This is a genomic window from Pseudoalteromonas sp. SR44-5 (genome assembly GCF_014163675.1).
Lineage (GTDB): Bacteria > Pseudomonadota > Gammaproteobacteria > Enterobacterales > Alteromonadaceae > Pseudoalteromonas > Pseudoalteromonas rhizosphaerae.
In genome coordinates this window covers 73,773-94,426 of the sequence record NZ_JACJDT010000009.1, presented here as the reverse complement: position 1 = coordinate 94,426, position 20,654 = coordinate 73,773, and the positions used below count along the sequence as shown (strand labels likewise).

General features: G+C 39.7%; 19 protein-coding genes and 2 tRNA genes. 15 read left to right on the top strand and 6 right to left on the bottom strand.

Features of this window, described 5'->3' with window-relative positions; translation table 11 throughout:
• The first annotated feature begins 97 nt into the window (after nt 1-97).
• Complete coding sequence (locus tag H5154_RS07230; RefSeq protein WP_182717881.1) at nt 98-1,381, top strand: sensor domain-containing diguanylate cyclase; 1,284 nt, start codon at nt 98-100, stop codon at nt 1,379-1,381.
• Between the two features lie 58 nt (nt 1,382-1,439).
• Here the strand turns inward: H5154_RS07230 and H5154_RS07225 are convergent, their stop codons facing one another.
• The 6 genes from H5154_RS07225 to H5154_RS07200 are packed head-to-tail and all read right to left on the bottom strand — an operon-like array spanning nt 1,440 to nt 4,143.
• Nucleotides 1,440-2,117, bottom strand: a complete 678-nt coding sequence (locus H5154_RS07225) for a pseudouridine synthase (protein ID WP_182717880.1) — start codon at nt 2,115-2,117, stop codon at nt 1,440-1,442.
• A gap of 2 nt (nt 2,118-2,119) precedes the next feature.
• On the bottom strand, nt 2,120-2,449 hold the full coding sequence (locus tag H5154_RS07220; RefSeq protein WP_145233784.1) for a TusE/DsrC/DsvC family sulfur relay protein: 330 nt from the start codon (nt 2,447-2,449) through the stop codon (nt 2,120-2,122).
• A gap of 3 nt (nt 2,450-2,452) precedes the next feature.
• Nucleotides 2,453-2,719: a DsrH/TusB family sulfur metabolism protein gene (locus H5154_RS07215; protein WP_149981049.1), complete on the bottom strand. Its 267-nt coding sequence runs from the start codon at nt 2,717-2,719 to the stop codon at nt 2,453-2,455.
• The gene (gene tusC / locus H5154_RS07210) at nt 2,716-3,072 is read right to left on the bottom strand and encodes a sulfurtransferase complex subunit TusC (protein ID WP_145233789.1); all 357 of its coding nucleotides are present in this window, start codon (nt 3,070-3,072) and stop codon (nt 2,716-2,718) included. Before tusC ends, H5154_RS07215 begins: the two co-directional genes overlap by 4 nt.
• Complete coding sequence (gene tusD, locus H5154_RS07205) at nt 3,069-3,422, bottom strand: sulfurtransferase complex subunit TusD (protein ID WP_149981050.1); 354 nt, start codon at nt 3,420-3,422, stop codon at nt 3,069-3,071. The genes tusC and tusD overlap by 4 nt, the downstream gene beginning before the upstream one ends.
• Nucleotides 3,423-3,477: 55 nt before the next feature.
• Entirely contained in the window at nt 3,478-4,143 is a 666-nt protein-coding gene (locus H5154_RS07200; RefSeq protein WP_145233793.1) for a Bax inhibitor-1/YccA family protein, read from the bottom strand.
• A 252-nt stretch (nt 4,144-4,395) separates the two neighbouring features.
• Here H5154_RS07200 and H5154_RS07195 point away from each other — a divergent pair.
• From H5154_RS07195 to H5154_RS07130, 14 genes are all read left to right on the top strand, one after another.
• Nucleotides 4,396-4,486: transfer RNA gene (locus H5154_RS07195), tRNA-Ser, on the top strand.
• Between the two features lie 52 nt (nt 4,487-4,538).
• A tRNA-Ser gene (locus tag H5154_RS07190) sits at nt 4,539-4,629 on the top strand.
• A 143-nt stretch (nt 4,630-4,772) separates the two neighbouring features.
• Nucleotides 4,773-5,168: a hypothetical protein gene (locus tag H5154_RS07185; protein WP_145233799.1), complete on the top strand. Its 396-nt coding sequence runs from the start codon at nt 4,773-4,775 to the stop codon at nt 5,166-5,168.
• A 125-nt stretch (nt 5,169-5,293) separates the two neighbouring features.
• Nucleotides 5,294-5,755 (top strand): GAF domain-containing protein, encoded by a 462-nt coding sequence (locus H5154_RS07180; RefSeq protein WP_149981051.1) that lies wholly within the window; start codon nt 5,294-5,296, stop codon nt 5,753-5,755.
• The gene (locus tag H5154_RS07175) at nt 5,752-6,030 is read left to right on the top strand and encodes a hypothetical protein (protein ID WP_064666123.1); all 279 of its coding nucleotides are present in this window, start codon (nt 5,752-5,754) and stop codon (nt 6,028-6,030) included. Before H5154_RS07180 ends, H5154_RS07175 begins: the two co-directional genes overlap by 4 nt.
• 15 nt (nt 6,031-6,045) lie before the next feature.
• Nucleotides 6,046-6,696 carry an RNA chaperone ProQ gene (gene proQ, locus H5154_RS07170; RefSeq protein WP_149981052.1) on the top strand — a complete coding sequence of 217 codons (651 nt, stop codon included), beginning with the start codon at nt 6,046-6,048 and terminating at the stop codon, nt 6,694-6,696.
• A 26-nt stretch (nt 6,697-6,722) separates the two neighbouring features.
• The gene (gene prc / locus H5154_RS07165) at nt 6,723-8,762 is read left to right on the top strand and encodes a carboxy terminal-processing peptidase (protein ID WP_149981053.1); all 2,040 of its coding nucleotides are present in this window, start codon (nt 6,723-6,725) and stop codon (nt 8,760-8,762) included.
• A 162-nt stretch (nt 8,763-8,924) separates the two neighbouring features.
• On the top strand, nt 8,925-10,403 hold the full coding sequence (gene nhaC, locus H5154_RS07160) for a Na+/H+ antiporter NhaC (RefSeq protein ID WP_182717879.1): 1,479 nt from the start codon (nt 8,925-8,927) through the stop codon (nt 10,401-10,403).
• Nucleotides 10,404-10,452: 49 nt separating this feature from the next.
• A complete protein-coding gene (gene pepN / locus H5154_RS07155; protein ID WP_182717878.1) occupies nt 10,453-13,047 on the top strand; it encodes an aminopeptidase N in 2,595 nt (864 codons plus the stop codon).
• A 3-nt stretch (nt 13,048-13,050) separates the two neighbouring features.
• On the top strand, nt 13,051-13,272 hold the full coding sequence (locus H5154_RS07150) for a DUF2835 domain-containing protein (RefSeq protein WP_149981056.1): 222 nt from the start codon (nt 13,051-13,053) through the stop codon (nt 13,270-13,272).
• Nucleotides 13,273-13,517: 245 nt separating this feature from the next.
• Entirely contained in the window at nt 13,518-15,614 is a 2,097-nt protein-coding gene (locus H5154_RS07145) for a DUF1302 domain-containing protein (RefSeq protein ID WP_149981057.1), read from the top strand.
• A 10-nt stretch (nt 15,615-15,624) separates the two neighbouring features.
• Entirely contained in the window at nt 15,625-16,989 is a 1,365-nt protein-coding gene (locus H5154_RS07140; protein WP_149981191.1) for a DUF1329 domain-containing protein, read from the top strand.
• A gap of 153 nt (nt 16,990-17,142) precedes the next feature.
• Complete coding sequence (locus H5154_RS07135) at nt 17,143-18,144, top strand: YCF48-related protein (protein ID WP_182717877.1); 1,002 nt, start codon at nt 17,143-17,145, stop codon at nt 18,142-18,144.
• Nucleotides 18,144-20,468: an RND family transporter gene (locus tag H5154_RS07130; protein WP_182717876.1), complete on the top strand. Its 2,325-nt coding sequence runs from the start codon at nt 18,144-18,146 to the stop codon at nt 20,466-20,468. Before H5154_RS07135 ends, H5154_RS07130 begins: the two co-directional genes overlap by 1 nt.
• Nucleotides 20,469-20,654 lie beyond the last annotated feature (186 nt).

Genomic DNA, 20,654 nt, shown 5'->3' with positions numbered 1-20,654 from the left:
CACGCCGAATATTTGCATCTGCTTACATTCCTTTAAATTATTCTGGTGTACTTCCAAGTGCATGTTTTTATGCACACGTAATTAATGGGCAATGTATATGGACTATATTTTCTATCAACAATCAATAATTAACTTCATTGCACAATATGCTGGTAATTCTAAATCACAATTAACAGCGATGGTTGATGACACGCGCAGTATTTTAAGAGTTGATGCGTATAGGCTTTTTGAAAATATTCTTTTAAATTATCAACAATTGGGAGTAATTGAATATAGTAAAGTAGATTGCCTACTTAAAAGTGTTGCCGTGAATTTGAAAACTTCAAGTGAGTCTGAGTATTTTCTCGTTTCACAGTTAGCAACCTGGTGGCAAGAATGGCATTTCGCGCTATCGATGCGCGTAAAAACGAGTCAAAATAATGCTGTTATCGTGCAAAATAGTGATTACTCAACGCAAGATAATAAACCACTAACCCGCCAGCATGATTTGAGTGAGTACGTTAATTTATTTACGCAAGTGCCAATACCGTTGTGTAATGTATGTATGCTCACCGAGAATATAATCCGTATAAACCAACGTTTTGTAGATGTGTTCGGTTACACTATTGAGGATATTCCAACACTTAATGATTGGTGGCTTAATGCTTACCCAGATCCACATTATCTGATGTGGGTGCGACAAACGTGGCAACAAGCTCTTAGCTTTGCGTTAGAAAATGATACTGATATTGAACCACAAGTTTATTGTGTTACTTGTAAAGATGGCTCCCATATAATGATGGAAATTTCGGGAAGATATTTTAGGCACGAATTTTTAGCTATATTTAAGGATGTAACACAGCATTTAGCTGCTGAAGATACACTTCGAGACATGGCATTTTTAGACTCATTAACACAAATTGCCAATCGACGTTGTTTTGATGAGAAGTTGGCCAATGAACTTGAATTAATGAATAAAAAAATAAAGCCGTTATCAATGATCTTAATCGATATTGATTATTTTAAGCAATACAACGATAACTACGGTCATATTAAAGGCGATGAATGCTTGTATCAAATTGCACAATGTATTGCAGTGGCCACGATGAATCACGAAAAGGACTTTGTTGCCCGTTTTGGCGGTGAGGAATTTGTGGTGTTACTGCCAGAGGCTGATCCGAAAAAGGCTTTACATAGTGCATTACAAATCCAGCAAGCAGTTAATCAATTAGCTATTAAGCATGAATATACAGATATTGGCTATATAACACTAAGCATGGGCATTAAAACTTTGCATAATCCCCAAACTGGCGATTATATCTATTTTGCTGATGCGGCAGATAAAGCTTTGTACCAAGCAAAAAGACAAGGGCGTAATTGTATCGTTGTTAGTGAAGATTGATACAAAAAATCAGCTGAGCGCTACTAGGCATATTTGAAATAGCTGCGCTCAAGCACAGCTATAGTTCATCTGCGATTATTTTAAAATGGCCATTATCAATTCCTTTTAACGTATAGTCACCAATACGATAGCGGATTAAACGTAAAGTAGGGTGGCCAATATGTGCTGTCATTCTTCTTACTTGGCGATTACGTCCTTCGGTAAGGGTAATACTGAGCCAACTGGTTGGAATGTTTTTTCGCTCTCTAACGGGAGGATTACGTGGCCATAAAGTTGGCTCATCTATGCGTTTAACAACGGCTGGTAATGTTAATCCGTCTTTGAGCTCGACGCCTTGGCACAGTTGTTTAATTGCTGCATCAGTTGGTTCACCTTCAACTTGTGCCCAGTAAGTTTTACTGGTTTTTTTGTTTGGCGCTGTTAAAGTGTTTTGTAATTTCCCACAATTAGTGAGCAATAGCAGGCCCTCACTGTCTCTATCTAATCGTCCTGCAGCATATACATCTTTAATGGTAATAAAGTCAGCTAAGGTTTGTCTGTTTGCTTCATCAGTAAACTGGCACAGCACATCAAATGGTTTATTAAATAAGACAATTTTTCGCTCACTGGCGGCAATGGCTGGTTTTATCTCGCGCTTTATTGAGTTATTCACTTTTTTGGTTGTAATTGCACCGCGATTATAGCTACGGCCGCTATTTCGGCGTTTTGCTGTATTATTTGGTTTAGCTATTGTCATTGCTAGATGCACCGTGCGGGTTTTGGTAAGCCAGCAATTTTAGTTGCTTGCTTAGCTGGGCCTTTAGGAAAAAGAGTATACAGATAAATACTATTGCCTTTATCTTCACCCAGTGCTTTTGCCATTGCTTTAACTAACATTCTTATTGCTGGGCTGGTGTTGTACTCCAAATAAAAATTACGCACAAAATGAATCACTTCCCAGTGTTGGGAGGTTAATTCAATGTTTTCTTGCTCGGCAATAACGCAGGCTAATTGTTCACTCCATAACGAGTGATCAAGTAAGTAACCTTGTTTATCCGTGTCGATAATTTGATTATTAAATTCAAGCATGTATTACCACGTAATAGAGTGAGATGTTGCTAATGTTAGTGCGACAAAGTCGTCATAACTAAGCGAGTGATCGGGCTGATTGATTGTGATATCTCGTACCTTGGCGTCATCAGCAAGTATTAATAAGTGCGTTGCAAGCTGTCTAAATTGGGCAATCGCAAAGCATGCGTCACTTAATAATAATACTTTGTCTGCTGACTGGATCAGGTTAACTAATTGATCCGTGTTGTAATAGCCAAGTGGCTTGGAAAATATGTGTAAAGTGCTCATAAGTTCACTATGTGTTGTTGCTGGGCTATAAGTTGAGTTTGCTGCTGATAATTAAGCGCTTTTACTTCTACTAACAAGTTATGTTTATCAAGGCCATACTCGAGCAGAGACTTTTCACATACATAAATGTTTTCAACATCGTAAATTTCTAGCGTTCTGATGGTCTTAAAGTAGTTCTTTAAACCTATATGCTCAGGTTGTTGATGTTTTTTTAGGGCTAGTACCGCAGGGCCGCTAAATAACCAACTAATATTTTGCTCAACAGCAGCGAATATTAATGTCATATCTAATGCATCACGAATATGTAAATCATCGAAAGGACTATGGTGGCTTAAAACTAATACATTGATCATTTAAATTGCACCCATTTATCCGCATCACTGGCAAGCATTGCAAACTCAGCTAACCCTGCGACTGCAAAAACACCGGTATTATTTATATCAAGGCCACGCTTTTCGGCAGCAGTAACACACAACATAAGATGAATCCCTTGCTCATGTAATTGTTGCCATAAAGCATTAATCGCTAATTCATCAGCTGCCAAATCTAGTTGCTCGCTGGCATGAAAAACGCCGTTTTGATACAAAAAAATGGCATCAATGTTATGCCCTTGTGTTAAACATGCTTGTGCAAATTTAACCAAACGTTGCGTGGTATCATGATCCGATGGTGCGCTGTGCAGAGAAAGTACAAATCGTGCCAAAACTATTCCAATAAAAAAGCCCCTAAAGAGGGGCTATTTTAACAGAACTATTTAATTAGTCATTATTTGCGCCAAGCAGTGCAAGCAATGAAGTAAACAAGTTATATACACTTAAATATAAAGAGACTGTAGCGCGAATATAGTTTGTTTCGCCACCGTTGATGATGCGGCTTGTATCAAACAAGATTAAGCCAGACATGATCAATACAACCGCTGCATTTAATACCATAAACATTAGCGAGCTGCCGATGAAGATATTAACAATGCTGGCCACAATCACAACAATAAGGCCTACCGTTAAAAAACCGCCCATAAAAGAGAAGTCTTTTTTAGTATTTAGTGCATACGCAGACAAACCAAAGAAAATCAGTGCAGTTGAACCTAACGCTTGCATGATAAGCATTGGGCCATTTGGCATCGCTGCATAATGGTTAAGTAACGGACCAAGTCCCGCACCCATTAAACCCGTAAAAGCGAATACCCATGCAACGCCTGACGCGCTTTCGGCTTTTTTATTTACAACAAATAAAAGGCCAAATGAAATAAGAGTAAAAACTAACCCCATAAAATAAGGTAGTTGTAATGCCATTGAGATACCAGCCGTCACAGCACTAAATGCTAATGTCATGGCCAATAAGAAATAGGTGTTTTTAAGTACCTTGTTTGTTTCAATGGTCGACATAACCGGTCTAGCGGTATTGTACGAATGATTAAATGCCATTTTAGAGCTCCTTTAGAAACCTATTGTAAGTTCCGATAATTAAACTGAAGTTAGATTACCAAGACTTCTATATTTGGGCAAACCTTTGTAGTTCAATAGACCGATAATTAAAAAGAAAAGTTCAATTTAGTGTGATTTTTACCCAGTGGTGAGTTAAGAATAAACAAATCAATGATTTTTTAAGCACTTGAACACTTTTTTGAAAAAAAAGCTTCACAAAGAGCACTGCCTTCTCTATTATGCAGGCCGTGCGGAGAGATGGCAGAGTGGTCGAATGCACCGGTCTTGAAAACCGGCAGGGGTTTATAGCCCCTCTAGGGTTCAAATCCCTATCTCTCCACCACCTAATTAAAATAATTGCGAGTACACTCTTATTCGTGATTTATAAATGTTTCGGAGAGATGGCAGAGTGGTCGAATGCACCGGTCTTGAAAACCGGCAGGGGTTTATAGCCCCTCTAGGGTTCAAATCCCTATCTCTCCACCATATAAAATAGCCCGCTAAATTAGCGGGCTTTTTTGTGCCTAAGTTTTATGTAGTTATTTAATTACGACCATAGTCTCTATTTCGATGTTGTAAAACATCATGCATTCTTAGTATTTATTCAGGTATGATTTTAAGGACGCATTATGAAACATCGGCTTGCAAAAAGTGTTGGGTTATCATTACTTTCACCTGTGATCATTGGCAGTGTGTTAGGAGTTTATTATGCATTAACGCTCAATACCGATCCGCTGACTACCTTTTTCCAGTTACTTATGAGTGCGATAGCTAACGCGCATATTGTCGGTTTAACCATGGCTGCTTTTGTAGTACCCGGATATTTATTGATGTACAAGTACGCGAAAGTTAATTATTCGGGAGTACTGACATTAGGTTTACTCGGTGGTGCAATTTTTAGTTACTTACTCAGTGCAACAGGTGGTATGGTCTTTTTAATTAATACCGCGATGTCAGCTTTAGCGGCGGGACTGTTTTTATATGGATTAAGGTTAGGTGCGATAAAACAACAGCCTCCTCAATAGCAGAATTATTAACCAAGCTTGCTGAAAATTAGGGCAAATTGCTTTTTTTTGCCCTGAAAAGGTTTCAATTATTGGCGACAAAGAGTACCTTTAGCTACTGTATGTTTGATAAGAAGTAGTTTGGTATGCAAAAGCAAGAATTTTACCAGTCATTAGTTAAACAAACTGAATCGCTAATTACTGGTGAACCTAACATTATTGCCAATATGGCGAATATTAGCGCGCTGTTATTTACGTCACTCGATGATGTAAATTGGGCTGGTTTTTATTTGATGGATTCACCAACTGAATTAGTACTTGGTCCGTTTCAAGGTAATCCTGCATGTATCCGAATTCCTGTCGGAAAGGGGGTCTGTGGAACTGCCGCTGCAACTGCGCAAACTCAACTTGTTGAAGATGTACATGCATTTGCAGGCCACATTGCCTGTGATGCGGCGTCAAACTCTGAAATAGTAATACCTATCCACAAAAATGGTGAGGTATTTGCTGTATTAGATATCGACAGCCCAAGTATTGCTAGGTTTGATGCTGATGATAAGCAAGGTTTAGAAGCACTGATCGCGTGCTTTGAGGCAACTATTGCATGAAAGACTTAGTAAATGTACAGGATTATCTGTTTGCCATCACTGATGTAGGTGATTGGGAAGGGGATGAAGAGCATGTAGCGGAAACGCTCAACGATTTAATCCACATTGCATGGGATCGTCTTCCTGATGATACTGAATGTGAATTAATTGATGAAATTATAAATGGTATTTGGGAACACCTTCGAGGTGATATGGCTGTAATTGAAGCCGACTTTGAAGAGCTGGTCGACTGGGTAACACACTACGTCGATTCGTCCCTTGATGAAAAGATGTGAAAAATAGGTTCTAAAATGGAAACCACAAACAAGCTAAAAGATATTAATGAAGTGTTGGAATTTTTATATCAAGAATTTCCGCAATGTTTTAAACAAAAAGACGGCATCAAGCCGCTGAAAGTAGGTATCTTTAAAGATATCGCTGAGCGAATTGAAGGTTCTGAAAAAGTTAGTAAGACGCAAGTACGTCAAGCACTGAGAAAATATACGTCTAACTGGCGTTATTTAGAAGCCGTGACTAAGTCTGAATTTCGTATTGATCTTGATGGAAATCAAGATGCTAAAGTGGAACAAGAGCACATTGATCATGCTCAAAAAGCACTTGAAGAAAGTCGTGCGAAAATGGCTAAACGTAAAAAGTCACAACGTCCACGTAATGATTCAGACACAAAATCTTACAAAAAGAAACCAGGCCAATTCGCTAAACCAGGCGATAAAAACGCTAAAGTTAATGCCACACCAGCAAAAGCTGCGCCGGTTAAACGTTCAGGTAAAATTGAACCTTTACCAGCAAGTGAGGTCAAGGTTAATAACAAAGTTAAAGTTAAACTTGGCCAAGCCCTTGTTAATGCAGTAATCACTGAAGTGAACAAAGAAGACGTTCATGTAGAGTTGGTAACTGGCATGCAAGTTAAAACTAAAGCAGACAGCCTGTACATTATTTAAGCTGTATATAAATTAAGGAGTTGTGTATGAGTCAGAAGTTTAAGCTCATTCCGTTAGTTGCCGCCCTGTATTCAGGTTTATTATTTGCATCAGATATTGCTGATGTTAATGATGTAGTTACAGCAAAAGACTTGCCAGTACTTACGCAAGAGAGTCAGCATAGTACGGCTAGCAAACGGGTGACAAACTTATTTACTCGTGCACATTATAAACCAATTCGTTTTGATGACGCACTTTCAAGTAAAGTGTTTGACCGTTATATCGAATCCCTTGATTTTAATAAAAGCGTCTTTTTGGCTGCGGATATTGCCTCATTTGAGCAATACCGCAACCAATTTGATAATGCATTAACGACCGGTAAACTTGATTTTACCTTTGATATTTTCAACCTAAGCATGCAGCGTCGGTTTGAGCGTTATGAGTATTCTTTAAAGTTACTTGAAACACCAATGACCTTTGATAAGGCTGATGAATATTACTTTGATCGTGAAGATGCTGATTGGGCAAAAACGCAAGCTGAGTTAGATGAGCTTTGGCGTGAACGTGTAAAATATGATGCACTACGATTAAAAATGACCGGCAAAGATTGGCCTGGTATAAAAGAATTATTAACTAAGCGTTATCACAATGCACAAAAACGTTTAGTGCAAACCAATAGTGAAGATGTATTTCAGATCGTAATGAACTCTTTTGCGCGAAGTATTGAAGCACATACCTCCTATTTATCGCCACGCAGAGCTGAACAGTTCAAAATGGACATGGATCTTGAACTAGAAGGTATTGGTGCAGTACTTAGCTACGACGAAGACTACACGGTTATTCGCAGCTTAGTTCCAGGCGGACCTGCTGATAAATCGGAGCAAATTAAAGCTGACGACCGTATTATCGGCGTTGCTCAAGACAAAGAAGAATTTGTTGATGTCATTGGCTGGCGTTTAGATGACGTAGTTGATTTAATCAAAGGACCAAAAGGCACTAAGGTGCGGTTACAATACTTAAAAGGTGCTGATGATCATGGCGCGCCTAAAGTAGTTGAAATTATTCGCGATAAAATTCGCCTCGAAGATAGAGCGGCAAAATCAGAAGTATTCAAAGCAAAATATTCTGATTTAACCAGCAAAATAGGTGTTATTGAGATCCCTGGTTTCTATAACAACTTGTCTAAAGACGTTAAAGTAGAATTGGCGAAATTAAAAGAAGCCAAAGTAGATGGCATTATAATTGACCTACGCCAAAATGGTGGTGGTTCATTATATGAAGCAACACAACTATCTGGTTTGTTTTTTGACCAAGGTCCAGTGGTACAAATTCATACTCTAAATAATCGCATTGAAGAGCAAAAAGACCGCGATGGTGTTACGTTTTACGACGGCCCCCTAACAGTACTTGTTGATCGGTACAGCGCATCTGCCTCTGAGATTTTTGCTGCAGCGATGCAAGACTATGGTCGAGCAGTAATAATTGGTGAGCAAACGTTTGGTAAAGGCACTGTGCAACAGCATAAGGGCTTAGGCCGTGCTTACGATTTATACGATAATCCACTTGGCAGTGTGCAATATACGATTGCAAAGTTCTATCGTATCAATGGTGGTAGCACACAGCATAAAGGTGTGATCCCAGATATTTCATTCCCATCAGCAATTGATCCAGCGGAATGGGGCGAAAGCCAAGAGGATAATGCATTACCGTGGGACAGTATCGTACGCGCCAAATATAACTCGGTTGATGACTTACACCCAGCCATTGCTTACTTAAGCAAAGCGCATGCTGAACGCATTAAATCAGAACCAGAGTTTAACTATGTTTTTCAAGATATTACGCGTTATAAAGAAGAGAAAGACCGGAAAACTATTTCTCTTGTAGAAGCGCAGCGTATTAAAGAAAAAGACGATGGTGAAGCGCGTGCATTAGCTCGTACCAATGAAAGGCTTACTCGTTTAGGTGAAAAACCAATCGAGAGCTTGGATGATGCGCCTGATGTCTTAGACGACTTAGATCCATTCTTAGAAGAAGCTGCATTAATTACCCAAGATTATATCAAGTTTGGTCGTGTAGCTAAGAAATAACTTGTTTTACAGGTTAATAAAAAAGGCGCTTTGGCGCCTTTTTTGCTGCCTAAAACTCTTGATATTGCTATAATTACTGATTAAACGCTGACAAAAGTAAGTAACTTAGTTAGGCTAAGCGTCGCGTCTGTGCTAAAAAATAATAATTAAACGCGCATAAAAATGCGCGTAGGAGTCTTAATTTTGAATTCACAAAAAGAAAAACCCATCCTACAGGCCAGCTTTTTCGATGCCTTGATCCCAATTTCTGTACTGATTTGTTTATTAGGTGCTGCGGTCTATTTATTTGGCGATAGTTCGTCATCAGGGCCGAATCAAATTGCGCTACTGTTTGCTACATTTACAGCTGCACTTATTGGCCTTAAAAATGGCTATACTTGGAAAAAACTTGAACAAGCGATGATAGAGGGGATCACTCTATCTTTGGGCGCTATATTAATTTTGTTAATGGTTGGCGCGCTGATCGGCACTTGGCTGCTGTCAGGCACTGTACCGACGCTTATTTATTATGGTTTACAGGTAATTAATCCTAGTTGGTTTTACGCAGCAAGCTGTTTAATTTGTGGCATTGTAGCAATGAGTATTGGTAGCTCTTGGACCACGGCGGCGACAATAGGTGTAGCGCTACTCGGTGTTGCTACTGGCCTTGGATTAGAGCAGACAGTGACGGCCGGTGCCGTAATATCTGGGGCTTACTTTGGCGATAAACTCAGTCCACTGTCTGAAACAACAAATTTAGCTCCTGCGGTTGTGGGAGCTGATTTATTCGAGCATATTCATCATATGCTATGGACGACTGTACCAAGTTTTGTGATTGCACTAATCATCTTTATTTTTATGGGCTTTAATGCCACAGCGTCAAGTGAGGCTGGGCGTATTGATGAAATAACCGCTATTCTACAACAAAACTTTAATATAGGTTTAGAGATGCTGGTGCCACTGATTGTTTTACTGGTGTTAGCAATTAAAAAAATGCCTGCATTTCCGGCAATTTCAATCGGTGCGGTACTTGGTGCAGTATGGGCAATGATTTTTCAATCAGACCTAATTGCAACACAAATTGATGGCTCTCAGGGGCAAATTGTCGGTTATTTTAAATTGGTTTGGAGTACATTTTTTGATGGCTTTAGTATCCTGACAGGCGATGAAAAAATGGATTCATTACTCAGTGGTGGTGGGATGTCTGGCATGTTAACCACAACGTGGCTGATCATGACGGCATTGATGTTTGGCGCCATTATGGAAAAAACAGGTTTATTAGATATTTTTGTAAAAAGTATTCTTAAAATTGCCAAAAGCACTGGCTCTTTAATTACTGCTACTATTGCGACCTGTATTGGTACCAATGTAATTGCTGCAGATCAGTATATCGCTATTGTGGTCCCTGGTCGGATGTTTAAAGAAGAATATGCAAAGCGTGGTTTGAAACCTGTTAATTTATCAAGAACATTAGAAGATGGCGGGACGATAACCAGTCCTCTGATCCCCTGGAATACCTGTGGTGCATATATGCAAAGTGTATTACTGATCAACCCATTTGATTATGCGCTATATGCATTTTTTAATCTTATTAATCCATTACTAGCTGTTATTTATGCTTACCTAGGCATTAAAATTTTACGTATTAAGCCAAAACAATAGCCATAAATTATATGCTCCTCTGTTAAGAGGAGCCACTTTGGAGTTTCACATGACTGCATTAAAAAAACCTCAAGCACAGTATCTTAAAGATTACCAAGCTCCACCATTTTTAATTGATCACATTGATTTGACCTTCGATTTATTGCCTTTAAACACCCGTGTTACGAGTGTAATGACGATCACGAAAAAAATAGCTGGTGTGGCAGATTTAGTGCTTGATGGCATTGATTTGACGCTGATCTCAATTACTGTAGATAACAACGCATATACAGATTATGACCTACGTGATGAGCAGCTTGTGATCCATAATTTACCAGCGCAATGTCAGCTTACAATCGTTAATGAAATAGCGCCAAAAACTAACACATCTTTAGAAGGTTTATATCTATCTGGCGGTGCGTATTGTACACAATGTGAAGCGCAAGGTTTTAGAAAAATAACCTATTATCTTGACCGCCCAGACGTACTTGCAAGCTTTGACGTGACGATTATTGCTGACGAGCAGTTTACTCATTTATTATCAAATGGTAATAAATTAGCGGAAGGTAAATTAGACAATGGCCGTCACTTTGCAAAATGGCAAGACCCATTCAAAAAGCCAAGTTACTTGTTCGCACTTGTTGCAGGGGACTTTGATGTACTTGAAGATACCTTTGTTACGCAAAGTGGTCGTACAATAGATTTAGCCTTGTTTGTTGATAAAGGGAATTTACCGAAAACCCCTCATGCGATGGCATCACTTAAAAAATCAATGCGGTGGGATGAGCAGCGTTTTAATCTTGAGTATGATTTAGATATTTACATGATCGTTGCTGTGGATTTTTTCAATATGGGCGCGATGGAAAATAAAGGTCTTAATATTTTCAACTCTAAATGTGTGTTGGCGAATCAAGAAACCGCCACTGATAAAGATTATCACACCATAGAGTCAATCGTTGGCCATGAGTATTTTCATAATTGGACAGGAAACCGAGTGACTTGTCGTGATTGGTTTCAACTGTCGTTAAAAGAAGGCTTAACAGTTTTTCGTGATCAAGAGTTTAGCAGTGATTTAGGCTCGCGGGCACTGAATCGTATTGATGCGGTTAAAGTAATGCGTACTCATCAATTCAGTGAAGATGCCGGTCCTATGGCACATCCGATCCGTCCTGAACAAGTGATTGAGATGAATAACTTCTATACAGTAACTGTGTATGACAAAGGCGCTGAAGTTATTCGCATGATGCACACGTTATTGGGAGAAGAAAAGTTCCAGCAGGGCATGGCACTTTATTTTCAGCGTCATGATGGGCAAGCCGTCACCTGTGATGATTTTGTTGCGGCTATGAGTGATGCCTCAGGTATCGATTTAACTCAGTTTAAACGTTGGTATAGCCAAGCTGGCACACCACGGCTAATCGTAAAACAAGAGTTTGATAAGCTCAATGGTACTTTTTCACTGCATATAGAGCAGCTGGCACCGCTTAATCAGCCAGAAAATGCGCCATTACATATCCCATTTGCTATCGAGCTACTTGATCAACAGGGCGAGTCTGTCCCTTTACAGTTTGAAGGACAGCCACTTGATCATGTCTTAGATGTCACAACAGCGCAGCAAACGTTTAGCTTTGATGGTTTAACCGCGAAGCCTGTAGCGGTGCTACTAGAGGATTTCTCTGCGCCGTGTATTGTTGAGCAACAAAATACAGCCACTGAATTATTACACATTATGCGCTTTGCGCGCAGTGACTTTTCGCGTTGGGATGCTCAACAACAATTATTCATTGGGGCAGTTAAAGGGGCCATTACAACACCTGAAAATAATCAATTGGATCCAGCAATTATTTCTGCATTACGTAGTTTATTAGTTGAGCAGGAGGGAGATTTAGCTTTAATTGCGGAATTATTAAAGCTGCCTAGTTTTGATACCCTCGCAGCTGAGTTTAATGTGATCCCTGTGGATCAATTGGTTGCAGTGACAAATCAGTTTGAGTTACAAATTGCTCAGCAATTGCGTAGTGAGCTCTTAGACTGTTATCAAAGTTTAATTGATGACGGCTCTGTAAGTGCAACAGCTGTCGCTATACGTGCATTAAAAGGTATGTGCTTACATTATTTGGCAAAAATTAATGAGCTTGATATTAATCAACTCCTTGTTAGTACTGCTAATTCACACAATATGACCAATGTACTCGCCGCGCTCAGTGCGGTGGTAAAAGCTGACAATCCCTTAGCAAAAGAGTTGTTAAACCAATTTGACTGTCAGTGGCGCCATGATGTGTTAGTGATGGATAAGTGGTTTGCATTGCAAGCAATGCAAGGTGGCGATGACGCCATTATTAATATCAAAAAGTTATATGATCACCCTTGTTTTGATTTTTCAAACCCAAACCGCGTCAGGGCGTTAGTGGGCAGTTTTAGCCATTTTAATACCGCACAGTTTCACCGTGAAGACGGCACAGGTTATCAATTGCTAGGTGACTTATTAGTTAAGCTTAATGCAATCAACCCTCAAAATGCATCACGTATGTTAACGCCATTTATGTCATGGCGTAGATACGATGAAGTACGTTCGGTTGCTATCAAAGCTCAGCTGCAACGTCTTGCTTTGCTTGATAATTTAAGTGACGACTTGTATGAAAAAGTTGATAAAGCACTACAATAAATTATGGTCGAATATTATTTTTTACTGAACTTAACTTACAAACAGTGCATGGATTACTATGAAGGTAAGTATACATCAGTTCAAGTAATTGAAGATGGTGGCAAAAAAGTACGTTTTGCGGCCAGCCATTTGCGTCCTTTTATTTCTTCTTTAGGAGTAAGAGGGCGCTTTCGACTTTTGCTTACCCCAGAGCATAAATTTTTACGTTTGGAACGTGTTGCCTAAAACAATATTTTAAAATAATCACTTATAATATTATTTTTTTGTTAATTCGATTTGTCCTATTGTTAATTTACGTGTATAAATTATCTGGTAGGACGTCTTACCATTAGGTGAACGTCAACTAAACAGAAAAATTATGACCGATTGAACGCGTTCTATTTGTAATTTCTTTATTTCGCTTCTATCGTTACGACTATACTAAAAACAATAACTTGATCACAAAATTACCCGCGACAGGGGGACACACAATGATAAGAAGATCGCTTTTTGTTAAAAATAAACTAGTACTAGGCATCGCAGCCGCTACTTTAGGGTTATCAGCAGCACCAACACAGGCTGCAACATTTGAGGCCGGAGGGTTTGATATAACCTTCGACTCGACTTTCTCTTATGGGCAAAGTATTCGTGTTGAAGACCGAAACTTTAACTTAATAGGGAAAAGTAATAACCCGTCTTTTGATTGGACAGGCTACAACTCCGTTTTAAATCCTATTTATTCAGCGCAAGATGTCTGGGCCCAACCTGGCTCTTACTCTAATAACGGTGACGCTGGGGATTTGAACTTTGATAGTGGTGAGTCTTTTTCAAAGCTGTTGAAAGGGACACACGATTTATCGATCAACAAAGATAACTACGGCCTTTTCACCCGTTTTATGTATTTTTATGATTTTGAATTGATGGATGGCGATCGCGCCTATGTTAATCCAACTTCAGGCCAAGGAGTTGATCCTTGTGATGATAAAGACACTAAAAAACAAAGCTGCGCAGATATTCGTCTATTAGATGCTTACGTATGGGCCAACTTTGATTTGAATGAGGGTAATAATCCACTTTCTATTCGCCTTGGCCAACAAGTTATAAACTGGGGTGAAAGCACATTAATTTCTCACGGTATTAACGTAAATCCGGTCGATATTGACCGATTAAAAGCGCCTGGTGCCGAGTTAAAAGAAGCCTTTATTCCAGTTGGTATGTTATGGGCATCTTTAGGGATCACTGAAAATGTGACTTTGGAAGGCTTTTACCAGTACCAATGGCATGAAACACGCTTACCTGCAGCTGGTACGTATTTTTCAACCAATGACTTTGCCGCAGAAAATGGTTATCAGCAAAATGTACAGCTTGGTTTTACCTCTAACCCTGATATAGATTTAGCGTTTTTAACTGATAGCTTAAATAACTTGATGACCACCTTTGGTCAAGCTGCTGCCGCTAAAGGGATCGATCCTGCAAGCCCTGAAGGTAAAGCGTTATTAGCACAAACTTATCTAGCGTACCCTACTAAAGTCGCGCTTAAAGGCAAAGGAGGGGATGGTAAAACTGAGCCTGATGATGGTGGCCAATATGGTTTACGTTTAGGTATGTTTTTACCAGAGTTTAATGACACTGAGGTTGCACTTTATCATGTAAACTACCATAGTCGTCGCCCGCTTATCTCTGGTCGCGTATCTAACTTTACACAAGCCTCAATGGCTCAAGATTTAGCCATGTTAGCAACGACTAAAATCACTTCTGACAATGTCTCTGATTTAAAAGCATTTGCTAAAGCAACCAATGAGTATCCAGAAGATATTAAACTGTATGGGTTAAGCTTTAATACATCAATTGGTGAAACAGCGTTTGCTGGTGAGTTCACCTTCCGTGAAGACGAACCATTACAAATCGATGACGTAGAATTGCTTTATGCTGCTATGCCTGAGCAGTTAGCGGTAGCGGGGCTTCGTCCTGAGTTTGCAGGTATTTCACAAATGAGTCCGGGGGATGCGATTAGCGTTGTAGGACCTGGCGAATTAGCAAAAGGTTATATTGAGCGTAATACTAGCCAATTGCAGTTTACAGCAACACATTTATTTGGCCCATCACTTTGGGCTGATAGCTGGGCTGTTGTGGGTGAAATTGGTGGTGTGCACATTAATAACATGCCTGAATATGATGAAATGCGTTTAAATGTATCAGGCACTGGTCGAAGCGGTATTATGACTGGACCAGGTACCGATGATTACTCAACACTTCATATGGCTTTATCAAATGGGCCAGAGCAAAAAGAGTTTGCATCAGCATCATCGTGGGGATATCGCTTAATTGCCAAAGGCGATTACTATAACTTCTTCAAAGGAGTTAACTTCTCACCTCGTATTGTATTTTCGCACGATGTAAATGGTAACACACCCGATCCGATGTTCTTATTTATAGAAGATCGTAAGTCACTTGGTGTTACAGCGAACTTTAATTATCAAAATGCATGGTCATTTGACTTTAGCTACAACTCTTTCTGGGGTGGCGGTGATATAAATACTTTCTCAGACCGTGATTTTGTTTCTTTCAATATTAAATATTCAATTTAGGGGTATCATGATGATAAAAAAACCTACCCTCATTGCACTAACGCTATGTAGTTTGTTTTCTACAACAGCGGTCGTTGCCAAAATGACCAGTGAAGAAGTAGCACGTTTAGGTGCAGATCTAACTCCTTTAGGTGCAGAAAAAGCAGGTAATGCTGATGGTTCGATTCCTGCGTGGACAGGTGGTATTACTAAAGCACCGGCAGGTTATACGCCGGGAATGCATCATCCAGATCCGTACGCTGACGACAAAGTACTTTTCACCATTGATAAATCGAATGTTGATAAATACAAAGCAAATTTAAGTCCTGGTCAAGTAGCTCTTTTTGAAGCGTATCCAGATACGTTTAAAATGAATATCTATACTACTCATCGCAGTGCTTCAAACCCACAGTTTGTCTATGATGCGACAAAAAAATACGCACCAACTGCAGAGTTGATAGAAGAAGGTAATGGGATAAAAAATACCGCAATTGGTATTCCTTTTCCTATTCCAAAAACTGGCTTAGAGGCAATTTGGAACCATTTATTACGCTACCGTGGTCTGTCAATTGAGCGTTTTGGCGGTCAAGCAGCTCCTATAGCCTCAGGTTCATATAATTTAGTTGGCTTTGATGAGCAACTGTTAGTTAAGTACTCAGATCCAAAAGCAACACCAGCAGAGTTACAAGAATCTAATATTTTGTTTAAATTTAAACAAAAAGTCACCGAGCCTGCGCGTTTAGCTGGCACGGCGCTATTAGTTCATGAAACCATGGACCAAATTTTAACTCCGCGACAAGCGTGGACTTACAATTCTGGCCAGCGTCGGGTACGCCGCGCCCCTAATGTTGCTTATGATGCACCAGGAACAGCAGCTGATAGCTTGCGTACAACCGATGATTTCGATATGTTTAACGGTTCGCCAAACCGCTACACATGGACGCTCAAAGGTAAGCAAGAGCTTTATGTACCATACAATAGTTATAAGCTACACAGTGATAAGCTACAGTATGACGATATTCTGATGGCCGGTCACATCAACCCGGAACATGTACGTTATGAAAAACACCGTGTTTGGGTTGTAGAAGCAGATCTGAAAGGCGACACTCGTCATATTTATAAGAAGCGCGTATTTTATATTGATGAAGATAGCTGGCAAGTTCAAGTGACGGATATCTATGATAACCGTGACCAAATGTACCGTGTAGCGATGGCTCATACAATTAACTATTACGATGCGCTCACTAACTGGAGTACATTAGACGTTTACTACGATTTGAATTCACGCCGTTACCTAGCGATTGGTTTAGATAACCAAGAGAAAATGTATGATTTCTCACAATCGTTTAATGATAATGAATTTACCTCAAGTGCACTGCGCCGCGAAGGTCGTTAATACACTCTAAGCACCTGGAATTATCTAGGTGCTTTTTTATTATTTCAAATCGCGTTTGTCACTCTGACACGCACTGGGTCATGACACTAACCGAGTCCCCCGACTGCACGTTATATACCGACAAACACATTCTTTTCAAGGCGATTTTAATTTATGAAGTACATGCTTTATGCAGGTCTTGCCGCTGTGGCGAGCCTTTCAACTCTTTCTATTGCAGCTGAACCACTTGCTGCAATTGTCGCAACTAAAGCAGATAAAACCCTGTTGACTGATATTGAATACACAGGAAAGCAACTGGTCGCTGTCGGAAAACATGGCACTATTATTACCAGCAGTAATGCAAAAAATTGGCAACAAGCGAGCGTTCCAACGCAAGTGTTATTAACGGCGGTTGCCTTCAGTGGCAGTGAACTCGGTTGGGCTTGCGGGCATGATGCGACTATTGTTCATACCAATGATGGTGGTGCAAACTGGCAGTTGCAACAAGTGAATACGCAATTAGATAAACCTTGCTTAGATATTTTATTTACCAGTGAACTTCACGGCTTTGCTGTGGGTGCCTATGGTATGTTTTATGAAACCAGTGATGGTGGCAAACATTGGCAAAAGCGTTTTCTGGATTCTTTATTATTTGCAGATGATAGAGATTACTTAAATGATTTAAAAGAATCCGATCCTCAAGGCTATGAAGCCGAAACTGCATCAATATTGCCGCACTTTAATCGTATTGTCACAACAAAAGATAAACTTATGTTAGTGGGCGAAATGGGTTTGTTAGCGCACAGTACAGACAACGGAAAAACATGGCAACGCGATGAAGAAATCTACCGGGGTTCTTTTTTTGCTTATGCCAGCGATGAACAAGGGCAAGAAATAGTCGCGGGTTTAAGAGGCAATATTTTTAGCCGTCAGGTAGGTGAGCAATGGCAACCAATAAGTAATAATAAAACCGCCACAATCAATAGTATTATCGCTAGCGGTGATAATCAATGGTTGTTACTTGCCAGCAGCGGTGTGATTTTCCACTATAAAAATAATCAACTTACTATTGAGCAGTTAGCGGATGGTAAAGCAATTCTTGATGCCGTTATTTTTGAAAATCAATTGGTTATGGCATCAGAAAATGGCATTAAAGTGAAGGGGATGGCTCCATAATGCACACAATCGTCAATTTTTTAGAGAAAGCAGTTTTTCGTCATCGATTAATGATGGTGATAAGTTTTATTTTAATAACATGTTTTTTAGGTTTTAAAGCCACACAAATCCAACTTGATGCTTCATTTAATAAAAATATTCCACTTAATCATGATTATATGAAAGTGTATTTAAAGCATGAAAAGCAATTTGGTGGCGCAAATAGTATTTTGATCTCAGTGTGTGATGATAGCGGTGATATTTTTAATCCTGAGTTTTTCACCCAATTAAAAGCCGTTCATGATCAGTTATATTTTATTCCTGGGGTGAATCGTCCGTTAGTGAATTCAATTTTTTCACCCAGTGCACGTTTTGTCGAAGTTGTTGAAGACGGCTTTGCGGGTGGGCCAATTATTCCCGCCAATTTTACTGCTGATCAACGAGGTTTAGCGGTTGTTAAAGAGAATATCGAAAAAGCGAAAGTCGTAGGTAGGATGATTGCCTCTGACTATTCATGTGCGATGGTGACAGCGCAGTTGATGGAAACTGATCCGCAAACACAAGAAAAATTGGATACGTTAGCGTTTGCACAAAAGCTAGAAAGCGAAATTCGAGAGCCATTGAGCACTGATAAAGTAAGTATCCACATTATTGGTTTTGCCAAAATGGCCGGTGATATTGCCGAAGGTGCGAAAGGGGTTGTGTTATTTTTTGCTATTGCTATCGCGTTTACTTTCATCATGGTGTGGTTATTTTGCGGCAGCATCAAGCTCACTATTTTACCTATAGCCTGTTCAATTATTGCCGTGGTTTGGCAGTTGGGGATATTGTCGAGCCTAGGCTTTGGTCTAGATCCAATGTCGATTCTAGTACCATTCTTAGTGTTCGCAATCGGCGTAAGTCATGGCGTACAGATGATCAATGCAATAGGTAAAAAAGTCGCCGAAGGAAGCAGTAATACGCGTCTTTGCTGTCAGGCTAGTTTTAGATCGCTGCTAATACCCGGTGGTATTGCATTGCTGTCAGACACGGTCGGCTTTTTGACGTTACTAACCATAGATATAGGTATAATTCGTGAACTGGCTATCACAGCAAGTTTAGGTGTGGCTGTTATTATTTTTACTAATTTGATTTTATTGCCAGTATGGGCATCGTATATGCGCTTTGAAAACACAGTTCATATTCAATCAGGCAACAGCGAAAAACCAAACTTACTTGATTCAATTCGTGATCTGTTAGTCAAAGCCACTGATCCAAAATGCGCGAAAATCATTATTGGCTGCACCTTAGTATTGTTTGCTGTAGGTTATTGGCAAGCAGGGAAAATGCATATCGGCGATTTACATGCAGGTGCACCGTCATTGCATCAAGATGCCCGTTATAACCAAGATACCTTTTTAATATCGGACAAATATACGATTTCATCCGATATTCTAAAAGTGATTGTCGAAGCTTACCCTGCAGCATGTACAGAGCACGACGTAATGGATCGCATTAGTCGTTTTCAATATAAAGTTGAAAACTTAGCAGGTGTTCAATCAGCAGTATCCCTAAGCTCAGTAGCGCAGTCGGTTAATGCCGGGTATAACGAAGGTAATTTAAAATGGCAAAGTTTGCCTCGTAATACGGCAAGTTTGGTGCAATCTACCTCACGAGTCGAAACCAGTACCGGTTTACTCAATGGTGATTGTTCAGTTATGCCTGTGATCATCTTTTTAGATGATCATAAAGCGCAGACCATTGAACATATCATTGCCAGTGTTAAGCAATTTGCCATTGAAGAACAAACCGATATGCTGCAGTTTAAGTTGGCCTCAGGGCCTGTCGGCGTCATGGCTGCGACGAATGAATCAGTTGCTGCTGCACAATTACCTATGATGTTATACGTTTATGGTGCAGTTATTATTTTATGCTTGATTAGCTTTAAGAGTGTAAAAGCGACCATAGCGGTAGTGTTACCCTTGTATATTGTATCGACTCTTGCGCAAGCTTTAATGGTACAACTTGAAATCGGTCTGACGGTTTCAACGTTGCCAGTGATTGCACTAGGTGTAGGTATTGGGGTGGATTATGGGATTTATATTTTGTCATCGATGATGGGGCAATTAAAGCAAGGTGTTGCCTTACCAGTGGCGTATCGTAATGCACTCGTTGAGCGTGGTAGTGCGGTGTTATTTACCGGTATCACGTTAGCTATTGGTGTGAGTACCTGGATTTTCTCTGATCTTAAGTTCCAAGTGGACATGGGAATATTGTTAACCTTCATGTTTTTAGTCAATATGCTCGGCGCAGTATTACTTTTACCAGCAATTGGTAGTTTGATCTGGACTGACCAGAAAAAATAATGTGAATAATTTTGCTCCTAAATGGCCTGTAAAGGCCATTTATATCTATAATTTGTGAATAGATGACCAAATAACTGAAATGCTTAAAATGTTTTCATCGAAAGGGCTGTTTATTAATTTTAAAAGGGTTAGAATTTGCCTGACTCCACACAATAAATTGCTGTACAAATTTTCCATCTAAGTAGG